This window comes from Vibrio sp. VB16 (assembly GCF_015594925.2).
Taxonomy (GTDB): Bacteria; Pseudomonadota; Gammaproteobacteria; order Enterobacterales; family Vibrionaceae; genus Vibrio.
This window is the reverse complement of the sequence record NZ_CP087590.1, coordinates 334,552-356,313: the sequence shown is the minus strand read 5'-3', so window position 1 is coordinate 356,313 and position 21,762 is coordinate 334,552. Positions and strand designations below refer to the sequence as shown.

Genomic DNA, 21,762 nt, shown 5'->3' with positions numbered 1-21,762 from the left:
CGGTTTCATTGATAAGATTAATTTAGAGAACATCAGTCACGAACATAGATAACATGACCATCATCTATATCGTCGTCGTCATCGTCATCATCCCAACCATCTTCTGTGATAACATCTTTGCCAGATATTGCATCTTTATGATAATCGTCCCACATAAAGTCGACTTTATCTTCTTCAGTCAATTCAATCTTTTCTCTTGGAAGCGCATCCATGAAATTAGCGAGCTTATAACAAAGATCTTTGGTCCCGTTCTTGTTTACAGCCGAAATTTTGAAATACTCATCTTCCCATCCTAAAGCATCGACTATCTCTTGGATCTTCTCATTTGCTTCGTCTTCAGGAAGAAGATCAATTTTATTAAAGATCAACCAACGAGGTTTTTGCGATACTTTCTCACTGTACTGCTCAAGTTCGTCAATGATAGTAAGTGCATTCTGCACAGGATCACTACCATCAATAGGCAGAATATCAACCATATGTAATAGAACGCGACAGCGCTCCAAGTGCTTGAGGAAGCGAATACCCAGTCCAGCACCTTCAGCAGCCCCTTCGATAAGCCCGGGAATATCCGCAACAACAAAGCTCTTTCCAGGAACAACACTCACCACACCTAAGCTAGGGATCAAGGTTGTAAAGGGATAATCAGCGACTTTAGGTTTAGCCGCAGACACTGAACGAATAAAGGTCGACTTGCCTGCATTCGGCAAGCCTAGCATACCTACATCAGCAAGCAGTAGCAGCTCTAATCGCAGTTCACGCACCTCACCTTTAGTACCCATTGTCTTTTGACGTGGAGCTCGGTTCACAGAAGATTTAAAACGTGTATTACCTAGACCGTGCCAACCGCCTTTTGCGATCATCACTTGTTTTCCGTGCTCAGCGACTTCACCAACGATTTCATTGGTGTGTATATCTACTGCACGTGTACCAACGGGGACTTTAAGAACTTTGTCTTGCCCACGCTTACCAGTACAGTTACCACCACTACCATTTTGACCACGTTCACCAGGATAAAAACGCTGAAAACGGTAATCAATAAGGGTATTCAAGTTTTCATCGGCAACCAGATATACGTCGCCGCCATCACCGCCATCGCCACCATCCGGGCCACCTTTGGTAATGAATTTTTCTCTCCAGAAACTTACAATGCCGTTACCGCCATCACCCGCTTCTACTTTTACAACCGCTTCATCTACGAATTTCATCTCTTACTCCGCACTGGGTGCAACTATCATCCTAAAGGAATAATAATAATTTTAGCAGATCCAACATCAATCAGATCGATCACCCAAGATCAATTACTATCTGCTCAATAGAACATAAAGAAAAAACTCTTTAGTCCAAGATATCTCTTTATTTATGTTCTGCTATAAATAAAAAACCCCGCCTAATCGGCAGGGCTTTTAAATTCAGCTTGAAACTAAAAATTAATCAGCTTCGATGCTTACGAATTTACGGTTTTTAGGACCTTTAACTTCAAATTTCACTTTACCTTCAGATAGAGCGAAAAGCGTATGGTCTTTACCGATACCAACGTTTGTGCCAGCGTGGAACTTAGTACCACGTTGACGAACAATGATATTACCCGCTAGAACTGATTCGCCACCAAAACGCTTAACGCCAAGACGTTTGCTTTCTGAATCGCGACCGTTACGAGTAGAACCGCCAGCTTTTTTGTGTGCCATTGTATATCTCTCCTAACTAAATTAAGCGCTAATACCAGTGATTTTCACTTCAGTGAACCACTGACGATGGCCTTGTTGCTTACGAGAGTGCTTACGACGACGGAACTTAACGATTTTAACTTTATCGCCACGACCGTGTTGAATCACTTCCGCAGTTACTCTACCGCCCTCAATAAGAGGAGCACCAATAGCAATTTCTTCGCCATTAGCTACCATAAGAACAGTATCGAACTCAACTGTTGCGCCAGTTTCAACGTCTAATTTCTCTAAACGAAGGGTTTGGCCTTCGCTTACTCGGTGTTGTTTACCACCAGATTGGAAAACAGCGTACATTTTTTACTCCGCTTTTTCCGCACAGCCTATGCAATTGTACGAGCATTTGGGGTGTGCGCTAAACTAATCATCAATAGGGCGCAGATTCTACGTGAATGTACTTCCTATGACAAGCCATATTTGTAAAAAAATGGCGAAAACATAATCGCCAAACAAAAGTGGGAGAATCATGCCTTTAGATGGTGTAATTTTCAATGTTTTTTAGTGTAATATTAGACAATTATTAGAAACAGATGCCCTTATGGGAACTGAACTCAGCCGGAAAGAAGATGGATTTTAAAGCTATCCAAGCACTTACTGCCAGTGACATGGTAAAAGTAAACGAAATAATTCAAGCTCAATTGAACTCAGAAGTAACATTAATAAACCAATTAGGTTTTTATATTGTTAGTGGCGGTGGGAAACGCATTCGCCCACTTCTTGCCCTTTTGTCGGCGAAAGCACTTGGATATCAGGGAAATGATCACCAAATGGCGGCTGCGTTTATTGAGTTTATCCATACTGCAACCTTACTCCATGATGACGTTGTTGATGAATCAGATATGCGCAGGGGAAAAGAGACCGCTAACATAGCCTTTGGTAATGCTTCTAGCATTTTAGTTGGCGATTATATGTATACTCGTTCTTTCCAAATGATGACAAGCTTAGGATCCTTAAAGATCCTTTCATTAATGAGTGAAGCGGTAAATGTAATTTCTGAGGGTGAAGTGCAACAGTTGATCAACTGCAATGATCCTGATACCTCTGAAAAGAGCTATATGCAGGTTATATATTCCAAGACAGCTCGGTTATTTGAATCGGCCACTCAGATAGGTGCCATTCTAAACGACGCATCTGAGGACATTGAGCTCGCAATGCAGAACTACGGTAAATACCTTGGTACGGCGTTCCAGTTGATTGATGACGTGCTTGATTACACTGCTGACGGGAAAGAGATGGGGAAGAACGTTGGTGATGACCTAGCTGAAGGAAAGCCTACCCTTCCTCTTATCTATGCCATGCAAAACAGTAACGAGCAGCAAAGCATGATGATTCGTGAAGCAATAGAAAAAGCAAATGGTATGGAAAGGTTGGATGATATCTTAGCTGTCATGCAAGAAACTGGCTCTCTCGAATACACCACTCAATTGGCCTATAACGAAGCAGACAAAGCTATTGAAGAACTTACTATCTTGCCAGAATCAGAATATAAAGACGCATTGATTGCCCTTGCCCATTTGGCTGTAAAACGAAATAAATAAGACGCAGACCCAGAAAAAGCTGTTGAGTGAGAGAGATAGTAGAAGAGGATTTCCATCACCCTCTTTTATATTGTTCCTAATTTAAATATTGTCTGCTTTCTCTTCTCATCGATAGAATTGTCCCTTTCAGCCATCAAAGATATCAATCTATAGAAAACAATATCGAATATGGCCATTTGCGAGATTTGAGCAACACTGCTCATCACATCGAGATGCTCTTCGCTATAAAAGAAAGGAAGGGTCACATCGGAAAGATCATTCAGAGTCGATTGACCACCTCGGGTGATCGCTATAACTTTACACCCTGATTTTTTCACTACCTCTACTCTAGATACAATCTCTTCCGTTTCACCATTTGCATTCAATACCAATACCACATCTTTCTTACCTAATTGCTGAGCGAAACAATCTTGCAAATAACTGTCTGATTGGAAACATACAGATTTATTCAACTGCATAAATTTCTGCATGATATGAGACGCAACCACAGATGATGAGCCAAGGCTAAAAATAGCAATGGATTGTGCGTTAAAAAATAGATTCGATACTTCTTCTATCCTATCTTCCGTCAATGACTCAACACTGTGCTCTAAACTTTCCGTTAATAAATAAGACGATGTTTTGATGATATTTTGCAGAGAATCGCTTCGGCTAGGGTCGCTATACAATGAACGACTACTTCGCTGCGCTTGCAATGCCATGTAGTCGAACTTAAACACCGAGTACCCTTTATATCCCAAACTTTGAGCAAAGCGAACAATAGAGGCGTTGCTAACCCCACAACGCTTACCAAATGCAATCGCGCTCATTTCAGATATGTCGGTATCCAGTAATAAAAGCTGAATGGCAATTTTCATTTCAGCATCATTACCAACCTGCGATAACGATTCCAATTTTTTCATCAGTTTAGACATAATTAACCTAACACAAGCGTGTTGCTCAATACAATTCAGGACGAGACAATAGTAACAAAAAAGGCAGCGTAGATACGCTGCCTTTTAATCACTGGATGACTAATTGTTACTTAGCGAACTCTTCGCCTTTAGTAATGTCACCATTCAATGTATCTAACATGCCATCAAGCGCTTGTGTCTCAAATGCACTCAATGTACCGTAACTTAATACTTCTTCGACACCATTTTTGCCTAATTTAACGGGCTGTGCAAAGAAGCGAGTATGTTCACCAGCGCCTTCAACGTATGCACACTCAACGATACCCTCTTCACCACTTAACGCTTTAACTAAAGCGATGCCGAAGCGACATGCTGCTTGGCCCATAGAAAGGGTTGCAGAACCGCCACCGGCTTTTGCTTCCACAACTTCAGTACCTGCATTTTGAATGCGTGTAGTCAGTGCAACAACTTCTTCGTCAGTAAACTCTACACCTTCAACTTGAGATAGCAAAGGAAGAATCGTGACACCAGAATGCCCACCAATCACAGGAATGCGGACTTCACCTGGATCTTTATCTTTTAGTGCCGCAATAAAGGTTTCTGAACGGATCACATCAAGAGTAGTAATACCAAATAAACGACGCTTATCGTATACACCCGCTTTTTTTAATACGTCAGCTGCGATTGCAACCGTTGTATTGACAGGGTTAGTAATGATACCAACCAATGCCTTAGGGCAAGTCACTGCAATTTTCTCTGCCAGAGATTTAACAATCCCTGCGTTTACATTGAAAAGATCAGCACGATCCATTCCAGGCTTACGGGCAACACCAGCAGAAATAAGTACGACATCAGCCCCTTCAAGTGCTGGCGTTGGATCTTCGCCAGCGTAACCTTTGATAGAGACAGGCGTAGGGATATGACTTAAATCAGCGGCAACACCCGGGGTAACTGGAGCGATATCATATAGGGCTAAATCAGTACCTGCTGGAAGTTGGTTTTTTAATAAAAGAGCTAGAGCTTGTCCAATTCCACCTGCAGCACCAATAACGGCTACTTTCATAGTAGTTCTCCTTGATAAGTTAAGATTAATTTTGATTCACGTAAATTTTATGTTGTTAATATAGGGTATACATACGAAATTAAATGAATCATTAATCGATTACAATTAATTAACGTCAGCTTTGCGACTTAGCGCAACTCACATATGACGTGCTACAAAAGTCGTATTGAAATCTAGAACTTACCTGTAATGGTAAATGTAGATGAGATGTAGCAACTCTAAAGTTTTTTGTCACTCATTAGAGTGATAAAAACAACAAATTTCGGGGGATTATTTGATGAGTATAGAGAGAATGTGAGAAGATGCTGCCATTGAATGGTATGAGACGAATAAAACATCATGCGCAATACAGAAAAACAAGATAATTTAGTTAAAGCCTTTAAAGCAATATTAAAAGAAGAACGATTTGGCTCTCAAGGTGAAATTGTTGATGCTCTGAAATTAGAGGGATTTGACAATATTAACCAATCCAAGGTATCTCGAATGCTCACCAAATTTGGTGCGGTAAGGACGAGGAATGCCAAAATGGAAATGGTCTATTGTTTGCCTGCTGAGCTTGGCGTTCCTACCACATCAAGTCCATTACGTGAGCTTGTTTTAGACATAGATCATAACAATGCGATTGTCGTCATTCATACTGGCCCTGGCGCAGCACAACTCATTGCTCGTCTCTTAGATTCTTTAGGTAAGTCAGAAGGTATATTGGGCGTTGTCGCCGGCGATGACACCATATTTATTACACCAACGATGAATGTAACGACCAAGCAATTGTTTGACTCCGTTTGTTCACTTTTTGAATACTCTGGTTAATAATTGAATCTATGCCGTGCCAATATGGTTTTTCTTTGGCAGATAGGTCAAAACCCCATAGTCGCTAAAAAAGCACTATTGAGACCGTGACTTATGTCACAAATAAAAACTCTCCTTGCATGAATCAGTCATTACACTAAGTGGCTGATTTCTCTGTGTAAAACAAAAAACCAATCGTTCGCTATCCCTCTGTAGCGCAAAGTTCATCTTTGATTTATTTAGGATTATTATAAGTAGAACCCTTTTTTTGTTACCATACGGCCACTTTTTCATGAATTTGATTGAAAAAGATGCCTTTTCCAGACAGGAAGCGCCTGTAACAGCTAGACTTAAGCACTACAGGATAAATAATAAATAAAAAGGAACATTCATGGCATTTCGAAAACTTGTCCAAGTTGGTGCAATTGCAGCAACAATACTGGGTGCAAGCGCAGTTAACGCTCAGGAATTTATTACTATTGGTACTGGTTCTGTCACTGGGGTTTACTACCCAACTGGTGGTGCAATTTGTAAACTAGTAAACAAAGGACGCAAAACCCATAACATTCGTTGTTCTGTTGAATCTACTGGTGGTTCGATCTATAACATCAACACCATGCGTGCAGGCGAACTAGACTTTGGTGTTGTCCAGTCTGATTGGCAATATCACGGATACAACGGAACAAGCAAATTCTCAGAGCAAGGTGAATTTAAAAAGTTACGTGCAATGTTCTCCTTACACACCGAACCATTTAACATCATAGCCCGTACAGATTCAGGAATTAATGGCGTTGCAGACCTTCAAGGTAAGCGCGTAAACATTGGTAACCCAGGGTCTGGTGATCGTGCAACGATGGGTGTGGTAATGGATGCATTTGGTTGGACAAATGACAGCTTCAAGCTGGCTTCAGAACTGAAAGGTTCAGAGCGTTCGCAAGCACTTTGTGACAATAAAATCGATGCGTTCATTTATATGGTCGGTCACCCAAATGGCTCTATCAAAGAAGCAACAACGTCATGTGATGCTAAACTTGTTTCCGCGACAGGCCCTGAAGTTGATAAGATTGTCGGTAACAACCCATACTATACTTATACCTCTCTACCTGCAGGAACTTACCGTGGTACAGAAGGGGATATTAATAGCTTCGGTGTTGCCGCAACAATGGTGACTACAACCGATGTGTCAGATAAAGTTGCCTACAATTTAGCTAAAGCAGTCTTTGAGAATTTTAGTACCTTTAAGCGCCTGCACCCTGCGTTCGCTAACCTTAAAAAAGAAGATATGGTAAAAGCAGGGATCTCTATTCCTCTGCACCCTGGTGCCGAGAAATACTACAGAGAAGTTGGCCTTCTTAAATAATTAATTTAAGTTATTCGTTAAATTAAGGAGGCATTTGCCTCCTTATCAATTTATTTGTTAAAGATTTTCTTTAACACTATTTTCAGATAAATCCATTTGCTGTACTAAGCTAAAACGGAGCCGCTCTGTTTGAAAGGTAGAATCTTTCACCTTTTATAACCTAAACATATTTCGCTCTTGCTTTGACATACAACAATAGACCATCAATATAAGGATAAAGTACATGACGCAGACAACCAAACCGTCTCCAGATGTGCAAGAAATGGTGGCCCAATCCGATACAGGAGCTCGAAACCCGAAAGGCGTTCCTGGCCGCGTTTTATGGTTTGTGCCGCTTTGCTGGTCATTATTTCAACTTTGGTACGCATCACCATTACCGTTTATTTTCAACTTTGGCGTACTTAATGATACACAAGCCCGATCTATCCACTTAACATTCGCTATTTTTTTAGCATTTACGGCCTATCCAGCACTTACTCATTCATCACGTGACAGAGTTCCTCTGGTCGACTGGGTTTTAGCGTTAGCAGGTAGCTTTTCCGCATGCTATATCTATTTGTTTTACGCTGAACTAGCCGATCGCTCTGGTGCACCTACAACATTTGATATTGTTGCTGCTGTTATTGGTATGGTGCTCCTTATGGAAGCAACGCGTCGAGCACTAGGTCCACCATTAATGGTGGTTGCCGCCGTATTTCTATTTTACACCTTTGCTGGCCCATATATGCCAGATGTTATCGCCCACAAGGGAGCGAGCTTAAATAAAGCAATGTCTCACCTTTGGTTAACAACAGAAGGTGTGTTTGGTGTTGCATTAGGTGTTTCTACCTCTTTTGTATTTTTATTTGTATTGTTTGGAGCAATGCTTGATCGTGCTGGCGCTGGGGGGTACTTTATCAAAGTCGCCTTCTCTCTACTTGGTCATATGCGTGGAGGCCCTGCAAAAGCAGCAGTTGTAGCATCAGGCCTGTCAGGTTTAGTGTCCGGCTCATCGATTGCTAACGTAGTGACCACTGGCACATTTACCATCCCTTTAATGAAGCGTGTTGGCTTCTCTGGCGTAAAAGCTGGTGCCGTAGAGGTTGCCGCTTCTACCAATGGACAATTAACACCACCGATTATGGGTGCCGCTGCCTTCTTAATGGTTGAATATGTCGGCATCTCTTATGTGGAAGTTATCAAGGCCGCAATATTACCCGCTCTAATCTCATACATCGCTTTGCTTTACATTGTTCACTTAGAAGCATGTAAGGCAGGAATGGTCGGTCTACCGCGACGTCATACACCAAAACTCCTAAACAGTATGCTTTCATTTGTCGGTTCGATCCTCGGCTTATGTGTACTAGGTGCCGCCGTTTACTATGGCGTCGGTTGGACAAAGGATGTATTCGGTGCCGCCGCAACGCCTATCGTAACCGTTGTACTTCTTCTCGCTTATTTAGGCCTGGTCAGTATATCGGCCAGATATAAAGAGCACGCTCATATGTCTATAGACGAGGAGCTATTAGAAGTGCCTGATGCTGGGCCGACGATTAAGTCTGGTCTCCACTTCTTGTTACCTATTGTTGTATTGGTATGGTGTCTAACCGTTGAGCGTTTTTCCCCAGGCCTATCGGCTTTCTGGGCAACGGTCTTTATGATCTTCATCTTACTAACTCAGCGTCCTCTTATGGTGTTTTTTGCAAAAGAAGGCGATATCAAAGAGAGTATTAAAGAAGGCTTTGTCGACCTGTCAGAAAGCCTTGTATCAGGTGCTCGTAACATGATAGGCATCGGTGTTGCTACTGCAGCAGCTGGTACGGTGGTGGGTGTGGTAACGCTTACTGGTATTGGCTTGGTCATGACCGACTTTGTCGAATTCATCTCTGGCGGTAGTATCATATTAATGCTGCTATTTACGGCCGTTATCAGCTTAGTGCTCGGTATGGGGCTACCAACTACAGCAAACTATATTGTGGTATCAACGTTAATGGCTCCGGTCATCGTAACACTTGGCGCCGCTCATGGTCTGATAATCCCATTGATTGCTGTTCACTTATTTGTGTTCTATTTCGGTATTCTAGCCGATGATACGCCGCCGGTAGGTCTCGCCGCCTTTGCCGCTGCGGCGATAGCGAAATCTGACCCTATTCGCACGGGCATACAAGGTTTCACCTACGATATACGAACCGCAATTTTGCCATTTATGTTTGTATTTAACACCCAGTTGTTACTAATGGGTGTCGACACTTGGTGGCATTTATTCCTAACAGTAGCGTCTTCGATTACTGCTATGCTGATATTTTCAGCAGCAACTCAAGGGTATTGGTTTACTAAGAGTAAGTGGTGGGAAACGGTGCTTCTTCTCATATTAACATTTACCTTCTTTAGACCCGGATTTTGGTGGGATATGGTCTATCCAGCGAAAGATCATTACTCAGGAGTAGAGATAGCTCAAATTACCGAAAATCTCGATGTGGGACAATCGCTTGAGTTAAGAGTCTCTGGTGAAAACTTAGAAGGTAAATACATCGAAAAAACCGTTGTTTTACCATTTGAAGACGACGCAAAAGGTGCAGAAGAACGAATTGCATCTATGGGTTTGATGCTGGTTGAAACCGACAATAAAATGATCGTCGACATGGTTGAATTTGGCAGCCCAGCAGAGTCTGCGGGAGTCGACTTCGATTGGGAAATCAAGTCGGTCATTGTACAAGCCGAACGACCAATGAAAGAGTGGGTATTTGTACCTGCACTGCTATTAGTTATTGGTTTAGGGTTAAATCAGAGACGTCGCGCTCGTAAGGATAAACTAAGCGCGTAGTATTTTTCTGGCATTAACAATTAATCGTTAATGCCAGAAATAACTGAATAGGGATAAATAGGGTGAACGCCCTCCTAATGTAGAGATAATATAATGTATAAACAAATCCTTGTTCCTGTTGATTTAAATGATAAAGGCTTTTCAGATAGAGCGGTAGAACTGGCCGTTTGGCATGCGAAAGCATCCAATGCCGAGGTTCATCTTTTGACTGTGCTTCCTGGTATTCACATGTCGATGGTCGCGACTTATTTTCCAAAAGATGCAGCAAATAAGATGAAGCAAGACGTTAAACGACAGCTTCAAAAATTTGCCAGTCAGCACGTAAAGGAAGATGTAATCTATAAAACACATGTAGCAGAGGGTAAGCCTTATGCCACTATTCTTGAATTCGCAAGTAAACTAGGCGCAGACTTAATCATCATGCCTAGCCACAAGCGTTCAAAAGTAGATAAAGTTGTGCTCGGGTCTGTGGCAAGCAAAGTTGTTCAAAACTCACCAATTAATGTACTGGTAGTAAAACCGCAAGGATAAGCGGCAACATTAGCATTAATGATGGAATCAAATTAAATGCTGTTGAGTAAAATCGCGCACTCTGGTTCTTAATTATTTTTTAATAGTTTATAATTTGGCAACACTTTATCTGCGGTAAAGTGTTGCAATATCTCTTCTTTTGCCTCTTTATAAAAATCACATGCGACAAAGGCTGTGGCTAATTCATCGTTCCTTGGATGATAAAAACTTAGCTCAGTTGAATGCAGTTCTAATCTATTGCTGTAAGCTTGCGCCTCTGGATGTGCATAGAACTCATCGCCAATAATAGGGTGACCTATTGCCATCATATGAACTCTCAGTTGATGTGATCGTCCAGTGATGGGCAGCAATCGAACCAAAGTAGTATGGGCTTCTCGGCTTACCACTTGATAGTGTGTTTGAGATGGTTTTCCATGCTCATAACACACTTTTTGTCTTGGCCGATTAGGCCAATCACAGATGAGAGGTAAATCGATAAGCCCTTTATCTTGTTCAAGATTACCCCACACTCTTGCGTAGTAAACTTTATGGGTCAATCGATATTGAAACTGTTTCTTAATATGTCGTTCCGCATCTTTGCTTAACGCAAATAACATCAAACCAGACGTTGCCATATCGAGACGATGAACGACCTGAATTTCTGGGTATTCAACCACCAATCGACTCCAGAGACTGTCGTAATGCTCTTTTAGCCTACCGGGAACCGAAAGCAGTCCAGCAGGTTTATTGGCCACTAAAATATGGTCATCTTGGTCTATTATTTGGATAGGATCTTTCGCTGGAAAATAGTCGATCATTAGTTTTCGATTTCTCAGTAAAAATTTTGATAGCTATCTAATAAAACACAAGAAACCTATAACCGATAACTTGTGCTTTATTATCATTGAGATCAGATCAACCTAATCTTATTTATGCGAAACTACAATGAGTCGTAATGAATCGAGCTGAATCTGCGCTTTAGAGATATACCCCGTCAGCTCTAGGATTTGATTTTCTATCGCTTGTAGCTCTTCATCACGAATATTTGGGTTTACCGCTTTTAGTGCTTGTAACCGCTCAAGTTCGCCATTTAAAGTACTAAACATCTCTTTTTGCGCCTGCTCTCTAACGATGTCGAGCTTACCACCGATACATTTTTCACCTGCTTCAATAAGCTTGCGAATATCGCTCTGCACACTCGATACAAGCTTACTCGCTAAGTGGCGATTGACCGGACTCAATTGGCGGTTAAAGCTTTCAAACTCTACTTGCTCTGAAAGGTCATTCCCTTTGCCATCCATCATCAAACGAATAGGTGTCTGTGGTAAATATCCACTGATCCCGCTTCGTTTTGGCGCTTGAGCATCAACCAAATAGACAAGTTCTAATAGCATAGTGCCAACGGGTAAGGCTTTGTTTTTAAGCAGAGAAACCGCCGTAGTTCCAACTCCTTCACTCAATAAAAGGTCTATACCACCTTGAATCATCGGATGTTCCCAACTAATGAAGTTCATATCCTCACGAGATAGTGCCGTCTCACGATCAAAGGTGATGGTTGCACCTTCATATGGAAGACCGGGATAACTTGGTACCATCATATGTTCAGAAGGAGTAACAACGAGTGCTTTCTCGCCTTTATCATCTTGATTCAGACCAATGGTATCGAACAGGCTAAGCGCAAATGTGATCAGGTTTGTATCGCCATCGGTACTGGCAATCTTTTCTACTATTTTCAGAGCTTGTTCGCCACCATTAGAGTGCATCTCTAACAATCTATCTCGGCCATTTTCTAGTTGAGCTTTGAGCTCTTGATTGAGTTTATTGGATGCACTTATCAACTGCTCAAGGTCGCTACCTTTACCACCCGCAAGAAGATCCACCAGCTCGTCGGAATATTTGTCATAAACCGCGCGCCCTGTAGGACAAGTTTCGGAAAAAGCTTGTAGCCCTTCCTCAAACCAACGAGCGAGAATACCCTGAGAAGAACCATCAAGATAAGGCACAAAAATATCGATATCTCGTTGCTGACCTATACGGTCTAAGCGACCGATACGCTGCTCCAATAAATCAGGATTAAATGGCAGGTCGAACATGACTAGTTGATTAGCAAACTGAAAGTTTCGCCCCTCAGATCCAATTTCAGAGCAAATAAGAACTTGAGCGCCACCTTCTTCTTGTGCGAAATAAGCAGCCGCTTTGTCTCGCTCTATAATTGACATGCCTTCGTGGAAAACGGTGGCACGGATACCTTCTCGTTCTCTCAATGCTTGTTCTAATTGAAGTGCAGTAGTCGACCTAGAAGCAATCACTAAAACTTTCTCTGAGCGCTTCTCTTTTACCTTCTCAATCAACCAATCAACTCGGGAATCGAACTGCCACCACGAACCACCCTCTAGCTCTTGAAAGATCTCTTCTGGATAGAGCTTTCGTATTGCCTTTGCTTCTGAAGGTAGATCTTTATCGAGCATGTTCGACACTCGCATTGCTCGTGCATACTGTTCAGGCATGACCATTGGCAACAAATGAACCTTACGCTTTGGGAAACCCTTAATTGCCGATCGTGTATTTCTAAACAACACACGTCCAGTACCATGGCGGTCCATAAGATTATCGATCAACTCATGGCGGGCTTTATCTTTCTCTTCATCAGGAAGTTCTGCTTCAATAATTCGAAATAGTGGCTCAACATCTTGTTCAGAAAGCAGTTCCGTTATCTGATTTTTGACTTTATTTTCAAGCCTATTTCCAGAAAACAGGTTACTTACCGCGTCAGCAACCGGTTCATATTGCTTTTCTTCTTCAACAAAAGCTTGATAATCATAGAAACGGTCGGGATCAAGAAGACGCAAACGGGCAAAATGACTCTCATGACCCAACTGCTCTGGCGTTGCCGTTAATAGCAAAACAGAAGCCGTATTATTCGCTAACCCTTCTACAACTTGATACTGACGGCTAGGTGCATCCACGCTCCACTCTAAGTGATGTGCTTCATCGACAACCAGCAAGTCCCAATTACCATCCACAATTTGTTCAAAGCGCTTTTGATTCTTGGTCAGAAAATCCAAAGAACAGAGCACATACTGCGCAGTATCAAATGGATTTTCCGCATCAACATCAACTTCGACACAGCGTTCTTCATCAAAAATAGAGAAATGCAGATTAAAACGACGCATCATTTCAACGAGCCATTGATGCTGTAGTGTTTCCGGCACAACAATAAGAACACGTTCTGCACTACCTGATAACACTTGTTGATGGATAATCATTCCGGCTTCAATGGTTTTACCTAACCCCACTTCATCAGCAAGCAGAACTCGAGGTGCGTGTCTGCGCCCTACTTCATGAGCGATAAATAATTGATGGGGGATAAGGCCTGCACGCATTCCGCATAAACCACGCATAGGGCTCTTATGCTGTTGGTATTGATTCTTCAACGCGCTATAACGCAATACAAAGTTGTCCATTCGATCTATCTGACCTGCAAACAGTTTGTCTTGCGGTTTATTAAATCGAATTTGATTACTAAGGAATATCTCTCTTAGCATAATGCCACTTTCTTGCGTATCTTCTCTTGTACCTACATAGGTTAGAAGACCATTATCTACTAAAACTTCTTCTACCTTTAGAGACCAACCTTCTTGGCTCTCTGTTGAATCTCCAACATGGAATATAACGCGGGTAATTGGGGCTTCTTTTTGGGCATAAACTCTATTTTCTTCAGACGCAGCGAACATTAACGTCACGGTTCTTGCGTCCAACTCTACGATAGTACCTAAACCCAAATCGCTTTCTGTATCACTTATCCAGCGCTGACCCAAAGCAAATGCCATATGATTGATTACCTCTATGTTGGAGTAGACTCGCGTCTATTATTCTATTCTGTGATGCCTATTGATACACATATTATAGGCAGATAAGAGCGACTATTCTCCTATTTATAGAGAAAGAAAAGCCGAGCTTTTTAAGGTCGCCAATATTACTTCAAGCCGCTATATAGATCACGACTAAAAGAGAATAAAGTGATAATTGTCGAAACGGAGTTTATCTAGAACCAGAAACTTTCAACCGATTAGGTCAACTTGTGCCCGCTTTCACAAACGCACGTAATTTTTCGTTGCTGTGTTGAGCACTTAATTGAATGATGGGCTCATGGATGAGCGCTTTATACTCATCGACAAAGATGAAATCCGTCGCTATCGCTTTTGCATCACTAATATGATGCGTCACCATCACTACGGTAATCTGTCTATCGTCCGCAAGGCGTTTAACGAGCATCAACATTTCATCTCTTAAAATAGGGTCAAGAGCCGAAAAAGGTTCATCTAACAACCAAATACGATGTGGTTGAACAAAACAACGTGCTAATGCAACACGCTGCTTCTGACCACCGGAGAGCTTCTCTGGTGTTCGATCTAATAGCTCATCAATGCCGACCTGTTTAGCCGCATCAATTACCTGACCTTTTTGTGTCACCGTTAGCTTTAAACCGGGATGTAACCCTAAACCTATATTTTCTCTAACCGTTAGATGGCTGAACAAATTATGTTCTTGGAATAGCATGGCGAAAGGCCTTAAATGAGGCTCTTGGTTTAGCAAAGAGACGTCATTAACCGCTATGTTCCCACTTTCTGGATGGATAAACCCTGCAATAAGGGCCAGTAAAGTTGATTTCCCAGAGCCACTAGGCCCCATGAGCGCGACAATGCGGCCATCTTCAAGCATAAAATCAAATTTAAACACTTCTTTATGATAGCGATATTGAACATTAGCGACGTGGAGCATACGTTTTCCCAAATACCTTTTCGACTAAAGTGAAACTGCCTACGCTTAATAGCAATAACGTTAAGGATACCACCGCTGCTGCTTCCATTTGATAACTACCTAATAGTTGAAAAAGATACAAAGGCAAGGTTCTAAAATCTTGGCTGCCAAACAGAGCTATTGCGCTAAGATCGCCCATAGAGAGCATAAAACTTATCGCAAATGCTTGCGCTATCGGTTTTTGTAATCCTCTCCATTCTATCAATAAAAATCGACGCCAGCCTTTCATCCCCAAACTCATGGTGAGAAATTGATACTGTTGCAATATCTGAAAGAATGGTTGAGACAATGTCTTAATTACATATGGCAACGCCATCAAACTATTAACAGCAACCACAATAATAAACGCGAGGCTATACACATCGGTTATTTTTCTAAGCAATAAAAACAGCCCTGTACTAATCACCAAGCCGGGCGTAACGAGGATAATAGTGCCAATAAGTTCGATACCATTTGCATAGTTAGAACGGCCCTTACTTCTCCATATTCGACTTGTTTGAAGTATAGCGACACCAATAAACAGAGCGATGACACTCGCCGAACAAGCAATACTTAATGATGCCTTAACCGCTTGCCAAAACCGGTCATCTTGAAGCACTTGCCACAGCTTTGAATTCAATCCACTCAGTACCACCATCATCAGTGGTGGTAAGACGATAAATGACGCAAAGGCTATCCAACTGCAGTCCCATAATTTTGCGCGGTTATTGTCTTTGGTAAAAAAGATCGGGTGGCGATTGGATTGCATAGCTAAATTATTTGGCTTACTTATTTTTTGTATTGATAGCGATAACAGACCGCACAATAACATCTGCCATATTGCTAATAACGCACCAGCCTGCAAGTCAAAATCAAATTTGATGGCTTGGTATATCGCTAACTCTATTGTCGTTGATTTTGGCCCACCACCCAACGCCATAACGGTAGCAAAACTCGTAAAACAGAGCATGAACACTAAACCACAAACATGAGGTAACTGCTGTCGCAACCTTGGCCATTCTACCCACTTAAATTTGTACCAATGACTCATACCGAGGTAAGAACAGAGTTTATGTTGTTCTGGAGGAATACCTTCTAAAGAAAGAAGTAACAAACGGCTAGCATAAGGTAAATTAAAGAATACATGCGCGAGCAATATGCCATTCAGGCCATATATTGAGAAGGGCAATTCAACATTCCATTTATTGAGCCACGTCGCCAATAAACCGCTATTTCCATAAATGGCTAACAGACCGAAAACACCCACAAGAACAGGCAAAACAAGTGTGCTTGAAAATAACTTTAATAGAAACGATTTACCCATGAAGTCCCGTCTTGATAACGAGTGCGCTACGGGTATAGCTAAGCCAACACTGAGCAGCGTTGATAAGAAAGCTTGATAAAAACTAAATTTAGTGACATGTAGATAGTAAGGATCAGACACTATCTGAGTGAGGTCAAGATTGGGCGCGTATGAAATAAGCGCCCCAAACGCCGAGGTGACAAAAACCACGATAAACACTGCAATAACAATGCCTAACTTCGGCGTTTTATTCATAATTTAGGACACTCGACACTTCAACCTCTATTGAAAACTCAGCTTCTACCAATCGGGGAAATTAATTACAAACATGTCTGATTGAGTATTATTGGACTAAAGCTGATTGCCATTCTCTTATCCAGTTTTTGCGCATTTTCGACACTTCATCAGAAGAAAATGAAAGTGCTTTTTCCGGAATCGTCAGCGTCTCAAAACCTTCAGGCAGTGGAACATTCGTCACTGGGTACATCCAGTTACCTGTTGGCATTGCTGATTGGAACTCATTACTTAGAATAAAGCTCATAAACTCGTCAGCGAGCTTAGGATTTTTGGAACCTTTCACTTTTGCAGCTACTTCAGTTTGCATATAATGCCCCTCATTAAAAATAGCCGCGGCATATTTTGCATCATTTTCAGCAATCAAATGATAAGCAGGAGAAGTGGTGTAAGAAAGAACAAGGTCCGCTTCTCCCTTTAAAAACATCGAATACGATTCAGACCAGCCTTTGGTCACGGTCACGGTTTTTTTAGACAGCATTTCCCACGCTTTACTAACGTCGTCGCCATACACAGACTTCATCCAAAGTAATAGACCTTGTCCGGGTGTAGAAGTACGTGGGTCTTGGTATATCACTTTTAAATCATCACGCTCTTCAACAAGTTCTTTTAAGCTCTTAGGTGGGGTTTGTAGCTTATCTTTGTTATATACAAAAGCAAAATAGCCGTAATCAAAAGGAACAAATGTACTGTCTGACCAACCCTTAGGCAGTGTTGTAGTAGAGGTGTCTACGCTATGTTCTGTTAACAACCCTGTCTTTTTTGCTTCCGTCATTAAATTCGTATCTAACCCTAAAATGATGTCCGCTTTACTGTTGCTATCTTCTAGACGCAATCGATTGAGAATAGACACCCCATCATCTAATGCGACAAACTCTAAGTCACAACCGCATTGAGCTTCAAAGGCTTTTTCAATTTTTGGGCCTGGGCCCCAATCGGCGGCAAAAGAATCATAGGTATATACCGTCAGTTTATCGGCGGCAAAAGTAGAAAATGAAAGGGTTACAGCTAAGGTTGAAGCTAAAATTGAAATAGTGTATTTCACTGGACGCTCTCCATGTTTTGAGCGGCACAGGCTTGAGGGAGGATTTTTGATTTATCCCGCTCAATTCCTACGCCAGTATTATCTGGTTCAGGTGTACGGGTTCTAAGGAAAACTTAATCTCAGCCCAATAGTTGATTATTTAAAAAATAACTATTGAGCACCCCGATGAGTCGACAGTGATTGTATACGTAATGTTATGAAGATACTAGCCGCGAGAATAGATGCTTATCCGCTACGCTAACAAGCCAGTTTATCGGTTGTCATATCCCCAACGCGCAACGAGTTTTTGTTCTATATCGAGATGATCTAATATTCTTGCCACCATAAAATCGACCAAGTCATCGATAGTTTTAGGTTGATGATAAAACCCTGGAGCCGCGGGCATAATAGTCACACCCATCTGAGAAAGCTTATGCATATTCTCTAAATGCAATGTAGAAAAAGGGGTTTCTCTCACGACCAATAATAACTGACCGCGTTCTTTCATAACCACATCTGCCGCTCGTTCTATAAGGTTGTCCGACATGCCATGGGCAATGGCCGCCACACTACCTGCAGAACAGGGACAAACCACCATTTTTTTAGGTGCCGCACTGCCTGAGGCAACGGGAGAAAACCAATCTTCTTTACCACACACTTCTAGTCGTTCAGGTTTGCAGTTCAGTTGTTTAATCAGCACCGCTTTGGCCGCATCGGGACCACTAGGTAACTTTAAATTGTGTTCGGTTGCCATCACAACACGAGCCGCTGAAGAAATTAGCAGGTAAACTTTATAATCTGCCGCTAGCAGGCATTCTAGCAACCGTAAACCATAAGGTGCACCAGAGGCGCCAGTAAATGCCAAGGTAATTGTTTTGTCTTTAATCATCTACATTCTCTGCATTGTTAAAATATCTACTATTTCGGTTGGATAACATCTATTTACTCTTAGCCAATGCCAATCCACCTAACAACTTATCGTGGATATCGTCAAAGCCACCATTACTCATCACGAGTATTTGATCACCCTCCGCTGCTTCTTGCAATATTTCAGCAACAAACACATCTATATTATCACTCACAAAAGTAGGTTGATCACAGTGTTTGGCAATGTCTTCTACTGACCATTTTAAATTATTTGGCTGATACAGGTATATAGAGTCAGCTTTAGACAACGACGTCGCGAGCGTTTCTTTATGAATACCCATCTTCATCGTTGCTGAGCGAGGTTCCAATACCGCGATTATCTTTTGCTTCCCCACCTTATTACGTAACCCATCTAGTGTAAGTTCTATCGCGGTAGGGTGGTGAGCAAAATCGTCATAAACCGTGATACCTGCGACCTCACCTTTTAGTTCAAGGCGTCTTTTGGTATTGATGAACGACGCTAAGGATTCACAAGCCAGATCAGCAGTAACGCCGACATGTCTTGCTGCTGCCACCGCCATCAATGCATTGCTAACATTATGATCACCCACCAAATTCCACCTGACCGTACCAACTAATTCGCTACGAAAAAAAACATCAAATTTGCTGCCGTCTTTTTCGATTTTTTCTGTTTTCCAGTCACAAGATTCATCTCCGATCAGCTCTTGTTCACTCCAGCAACCCCTTTCCAATACATCTTGAAGCGCCAATTCGGATTTAGGGGAGAATATTCGACCATTGCTCGGGATTGTTCGTACTAAGTGATGAAATTGTTTCTTAATTGCCTCTAGATCATCAAAAATATCAGCATGATCGAACTCGAGATTATTCATTACTAAGGTGCGAGGGTGATAGTGAATGAACTTTGACCGTTTATCGAAAAATGCACTGTCATATTCATCAGCCTCAACCACAAAGAACATGCTACTTCCTAGACGCGCAGATACCCCAAAATTCCCTAAAACGCCACCCACAAGAAAACCAGGCTCGTAACCACAATCTTCAAGTATCCATGACAACATGCTTGCTGTTGTTGTTTTTCCGTGGGTGCCAGCGACGGCTAATACCCATCTATCATGGAGGAGGAACTCTTTTAACCACTGTGGACCAGACGTATATTTTAGATTGTGATCAAGGACATACTCTACACACGGGTTACCTCGACTCATGGCGTTACCAATAACCACAAGATCAGGATTGGATTTTAGTTGTGTGGGGTCAAAACCCTCAATAATTTCTATACCTTGAGATTCCAGTAACGTACTCATGGGAGGATACACATTTGCGTCGCTCCCTGTTACTTTATGCCCCAATTGACGAGCTAACACCGCTGCGCCCCCCATAAAGGTTCCACAAATCCCCAAAATATGAATGTGCATTTTATTTTTCCTAAGCTTGCCTGTTTGACTGCACTAATGTGATCGATCTATCAGAGAAAAGCAATCATTCGACTCAGTTGCAGATAATATGTGATACGTAGTTGAAACAATTTGTATATCAAGTAGTTACTTCATTACCAATAAAAAGTTTAATGCCATACAATTGAGCTTGTTGCAACGAACATATAATAATGAATTAGCGCTATAAGTCATTGTAACTAAAAAGCCCTCTAAATCATCAGAAAACGTTAAGGATATAACATGTCTGAATTTCGCACACTTGGCGAATTTATAGTAGAGAAACAAAGTGACTTCCCCCACGCTAGTGGAGAACTATCTTCATTATTGGCCTCAATTAGACTTGCAGCAAAAATCGTAAACCGTGAAATCAATAAAGCAGGACTTGTTGATATAACTGGCTCGGTTGGTGCTGAGAATATACAGGGTGAAGAACAACAAAAGCTGGATTTATACGCAAATGACAAATTCAAAGCTGCACTAGAAGCTCGTGATCAAGTGTGCGGAGTGGCAAGCGAAGAAGAAGATGAAACCGTTGCATTTAATAAAGAGCTAAATAAAAACGCAAAATATGTGCTCTTAATGGACCCGTTAGATGGATCATCTAATATCGATGTCAATGTTTCCGTCGGTACGATTTTCTCAATTTACCGCCGCGTTTCACCCGTTGGCACGCCACCAACTCAAGAGGACTTTTTACAACCGGGTGACAAACAAGTTGCCGCGGGTTATGTCATATATGGTTCATCTACCATGTTGGTGTACACAACGGGTAATGGTGTGCATGGTTTTACCTATGACCCTTCCATCGGTTCTTTCTGCTTATCTCACGAAAGTTTAATCACCCCTGAAACTGGCTCTATTTATTCAATCAACGAAGGCAACTATATTCGTTTCCCGCAAGGGGTTAAAAAGTATATAAAATATTGTCAAGAGAGTGTGCCTGAAGAGAATCGACCTTATACTTCGCGCTATATTGGCTCGTTGGTTGCTGATTTCCATAGAAACTTACTAAAAGGTGGAATCTACTTATATCCGAGCACAGAAAGTCATCCTAATGGTAAGCTTCGCCTTCTTTATGAATGTAATCCTATGGCATTCATCATTGAACAAGCCGGTGGCATAGCGTCTGACGGTAAAAATCGCATCATGGAGCTGAAACCAACCGAGTTACACCAGCGTGTGCCTTTCTTTGTTGGGTCTAAAGCGATGGTCAATAAAGTGGAACAGTTTATTGCAGAAAATCCAAACGAATAACAATTACAAATCTGCGAATTAAATCTACGTAAATTAAAACCGCCTATTTTCAAGAATAGGCGGTTTTAATTTATTTGTTATCC

The 21,762-nt window shown here is 41.7% G+C and carries 18 protein-coding genes and 1 riboswitch; of the genes, 6 read left to right on the top strand and 12 right to left on the bottom strand.

Features of this window, described 5'->3' with window-relative positions; genetic code table 11:
* Nucleotides 1-32: 32 nt before the first annotated feature.
* The 3 genes from cgtA to rplU all read right to left on the bottom strand — a co-directional run bounded on the left by cgtA (nucleotide 33) and on the right by rplU (nucleotide 2,018).
* Nucleotides 33-1,205 carry an Obg family GTPase CgtA gene (cgtA, locus tag IUZ65_RS01740; protein WP_195706574.1) on the bottom strand — a complete coding sequence of 391 codons (1,173 nt, stop codon included), beginning with the start codon at nucleotides 1,203-1,205 and terminating at the stop codon, nucleotides 33-35.
* 222 nt (nucleotides 1,206-1,427) lie between these two features.
* Nucleotides 1,428-1,685 (bottom strand): 50S ribosomal protein L27, encoded by a 258-nt coding sequence (rpmA, locus tag IUZ65_RS01735; RefSeq protein WP_195706573.1) that lies wholly within the window; start codon nucleotides 1,683-1,685, stop codon nucleotides 1,428-1,430.
* Nucleotides 1,686-1,706: 21 nt separating this feature from the next.
* Nucleotides 1,707-2,018 (bottom strand): 50S ribosomal protein L21, encoded by a 312-nt coding sequence (rplU, locus tag IUZ65_RS01730; RefSeq protein WP_195706572.1) that lies wholly within the window; start codon nucleotides 2,016-2,018, stop codon nucleotides 1,707-1,709.
* Between the two features lie 269 nt (nucleotides 2,019-2,287).
* Between rplU and ispB the strand changes: the two genes are divergently transcribed.
* Nucleotides 2,288-3,259 (top strand): octaprenyl diphosphate synthase, encoded by a 972-nt coding sequence (gene ispB, locus IUZ65_RS01725; RefSeq protein WP_195706571.1) that lies wholly within the window; start codon nucleotides 2,288-2,290, stop codon nucleotides 3,257-3,259.
* 65 nt (nucleotides 3,260-3,324) lie between these two features.
* Here the strand turns inward: ispB and IUZ65_RS01720 are convergent, their stop codons facing one another.
* Together IUZ65_RS01720 and mdh are read right to left on the bottom strand one after the other, a co-directional pair.
* Nucleotides 3,325-4,173 (bottom strand): MurR/RpiR family transcriptional regulator, encoded by an 849-nt coding sequence (locus IUZ65_RS01720; RefSeq protein ID WP_195706570.1) that lies wholly within the window; start codon nucleotides 4,171-4,173, stop codon nucleotides 3,325-3,327.
* 106 nt (nucleotides 4,174-4,279) lie between these two features.
* The gene (gene mdh / locus IUZ65_RS01715; protein WP_195706569.1) at nucleotides 4,280-5,215 is read right to left on the bottom strand and encodes a malate dehydrogenase; all 936 of its coding nucleotides are present in this window, start codon (nucleotides 5,213-5,215) and stop codon (nucleotides 4,280-4,282) included.
* A gap of 339 nt (nucleotides 5,216-5,554) precedes the next feature.
* Between mdh and argR the strand changes: the two genes are divergently transcribed.
* From argR to IUZ65_RS01695, 4 genes are all read left to right on the top strand, one after another.
* Nucleotides 5,555-6,025, top strand: coding sequence for a transcriptional regulator ArgR (argR, locus tag IUZ65_RS01710; protein ID WP_195706568.1), 471 nt, complete (start codon nucleotides 5,555-5,557; stop codon nucleotides 6,023-6,025).
* 370 nt (nucleotides 6,026-6,395) lie between these two features.
* The gene (locus IUZ65_RS01705; RefSeq protein ID WP_195706567.1) at nucleotides 6,396-7,364 is read left to right on the top strand and encodes a TAXI family TRAP transporter solute-binding subunit; all 969 of its coding nucleotides are present in this window, start codon (nucleotides 6,396-6,398) and stop codon (nucleotides 7,362-7,364) included.
* 223 nt (nucleotides 7,365-7,587) lie between these two features.
* Nucleotides 7,588-10,167, top strand: a complete 2,580-nt coding sequence (locus IUZ65_RS01700; protein WP_195706566.1) for a TRAP transporter permease — start codon at nucleotides 7,588-7,590, stop codon at nucleotides 10,165-10,167.
* A 93-nt stretch (nucleotides 10,168-10,260) separates the two neighbouring features.
* Nucleotides 10,261-10,698 (top strand): universal stress protein, encoded by a 438-nt coding sequence (locus tag IUZ65_RS01695; RefSeq protein WP_195706565.1) that lies wholly within the window; start codon nucleotides 10,261-10,263, stop codon nucleotides 10,696-10,698.
* Between the two features lie 68 nt (nucleotides 10,699-10,766).
* Here the strand turns inward: IUZ65_RS01695 and rluA are convergent, their stop codons facing one another.
* From rluA to mpl, 7 genes are all read right to left on the bottom strand, one after another.
* Complete coding sequence (rluA, locus tag IUZ65_RS01690) at nucleotides 10,767-11,495, bottom strand: bifunctional tRNA pseudouridine(32) synthase/23S rRNA pseudouridine(746) synthase RluA (RefSeq protein ID WP_195706564.1); 729 nt, start codon at nucleotides 11,493-11,495, stop codon at nucleotides 10,767-10,769.
* Nucleotides 11,496-11,603: 108 nt separating this feature from the next.
* Nucleotides 11,604-14,507 carry an RNA polymerase-associated protein RapA gene (rapA, locus tag IUZ65_RS01685; protein ID WP_195706563.1) on the bottom strand — a complete coding sequence of 968 codons (2,904 nt, stop codon included), beginning with the start codon at nucleotides 14,505-14,507 and terminating at the stop codon, nucleotides 11,604-11,606.
* 244 nt (nucleotides 14,508-14,751) lie between these two features.
* On the bottom strand, nucleotides 14,752-15,459 hold the full coding sequence (gene thiQ, locus IUZ65_RS01680) for a thiamine ABC transporter ATP-binding protein (protein WP_195706562.1): 708 nt from the start codon (nucleotides 15,457-15,459) through the stop codon (nucleotides 14,752-14,754).
* Nucleotides 15,443-17,038: a thiamine/thiamine pyrophosphate ABC transporter permease ThiP gene (gene thiP / locus IUZ65_RS01675; protein ID WP_195706613.1), complete on the bottom strand. Its 1,596-nt coding sequence runs from the start codon at nucleotides 17,036-17,038 to the stop codon at nucleotides 15,443-15,445. The genes thiQ and thiP overlap by 17 nt, the downstream gene beginning before the upstream one ends.
* Nucleotides 17,039-17,123: 85 nt before the next feature.
* Nucleotides 17,124-18,119 (bottom strand): thiamine ABC transporter substrate binding subunit, encoded by a 996-nt coding sequence (gene thiB, locus IUZ65_RS01670; protein WP_195706561.1) that lies wholly within the window; start codon nucleotides 18,117-18,119, stop codon nucleotides 17,124-17,126.
* A 47-nt stretch (nucleotides 18,120-18,166) separates the two neighbouring features.
* Nucleotides 18,167-18,294: riboswitch (TPP riboswitch) on the bottom strand.
* A 75-nt stretch (nucleotides 18,295-18,369) separates the two neighbouring features.
* The gene (locus IUZ65_RS01665; RefSeq protein WP_195706560.1) at nucleotides 18,370-18,987 is read right to left on the bottom strand and encodes a flavin prenyltransferase UbiX; all 618 of its coding nucleotides are present in this window, start codon (nucleotides 18,985-18,987) and stop codon (nucleotides 18,370-18,372) included.
* A gap of 49 nt (nucleotides 18,988-19,036) precedes the next feature.
* Nucleotides 19,037-20,404 (bottom strand): UDP-N-acetylmuramate:L-alanyl-gamma-D-glutamyl-meso-diaminopimelate ligase, encoded by a 1,368-nt coding sequence (mpl, locus tag IUZ65_RS01660; RefSeq protein WP_195706559.1) that lies wholly within the window; start codon nucleotides 20,402-20,404, stop codon nucleotides 19,037-19,039.
* Between the two features lie 261 nt (nucleotides 20,405-20,665).
* On the opposite strand from mpl, the gene fbp reads away from it, so the two are divergent.
* The gene (gene fbp / locus IUZ65_RS01655) at nucleotides 20,666-21,679 is read left to right on the top strand and encodes a class 1 fructose-bisphosphatase (protein WP_195706558.1); all 1,014 of its coding nucleotides are present in this window, start codon (nucleotides 20,666-20,668) and stop codon (nucleotides 21,677-21,679) included.
* Nucleotides 21,680-21,762: the final 83 nt, after the last annotated feature.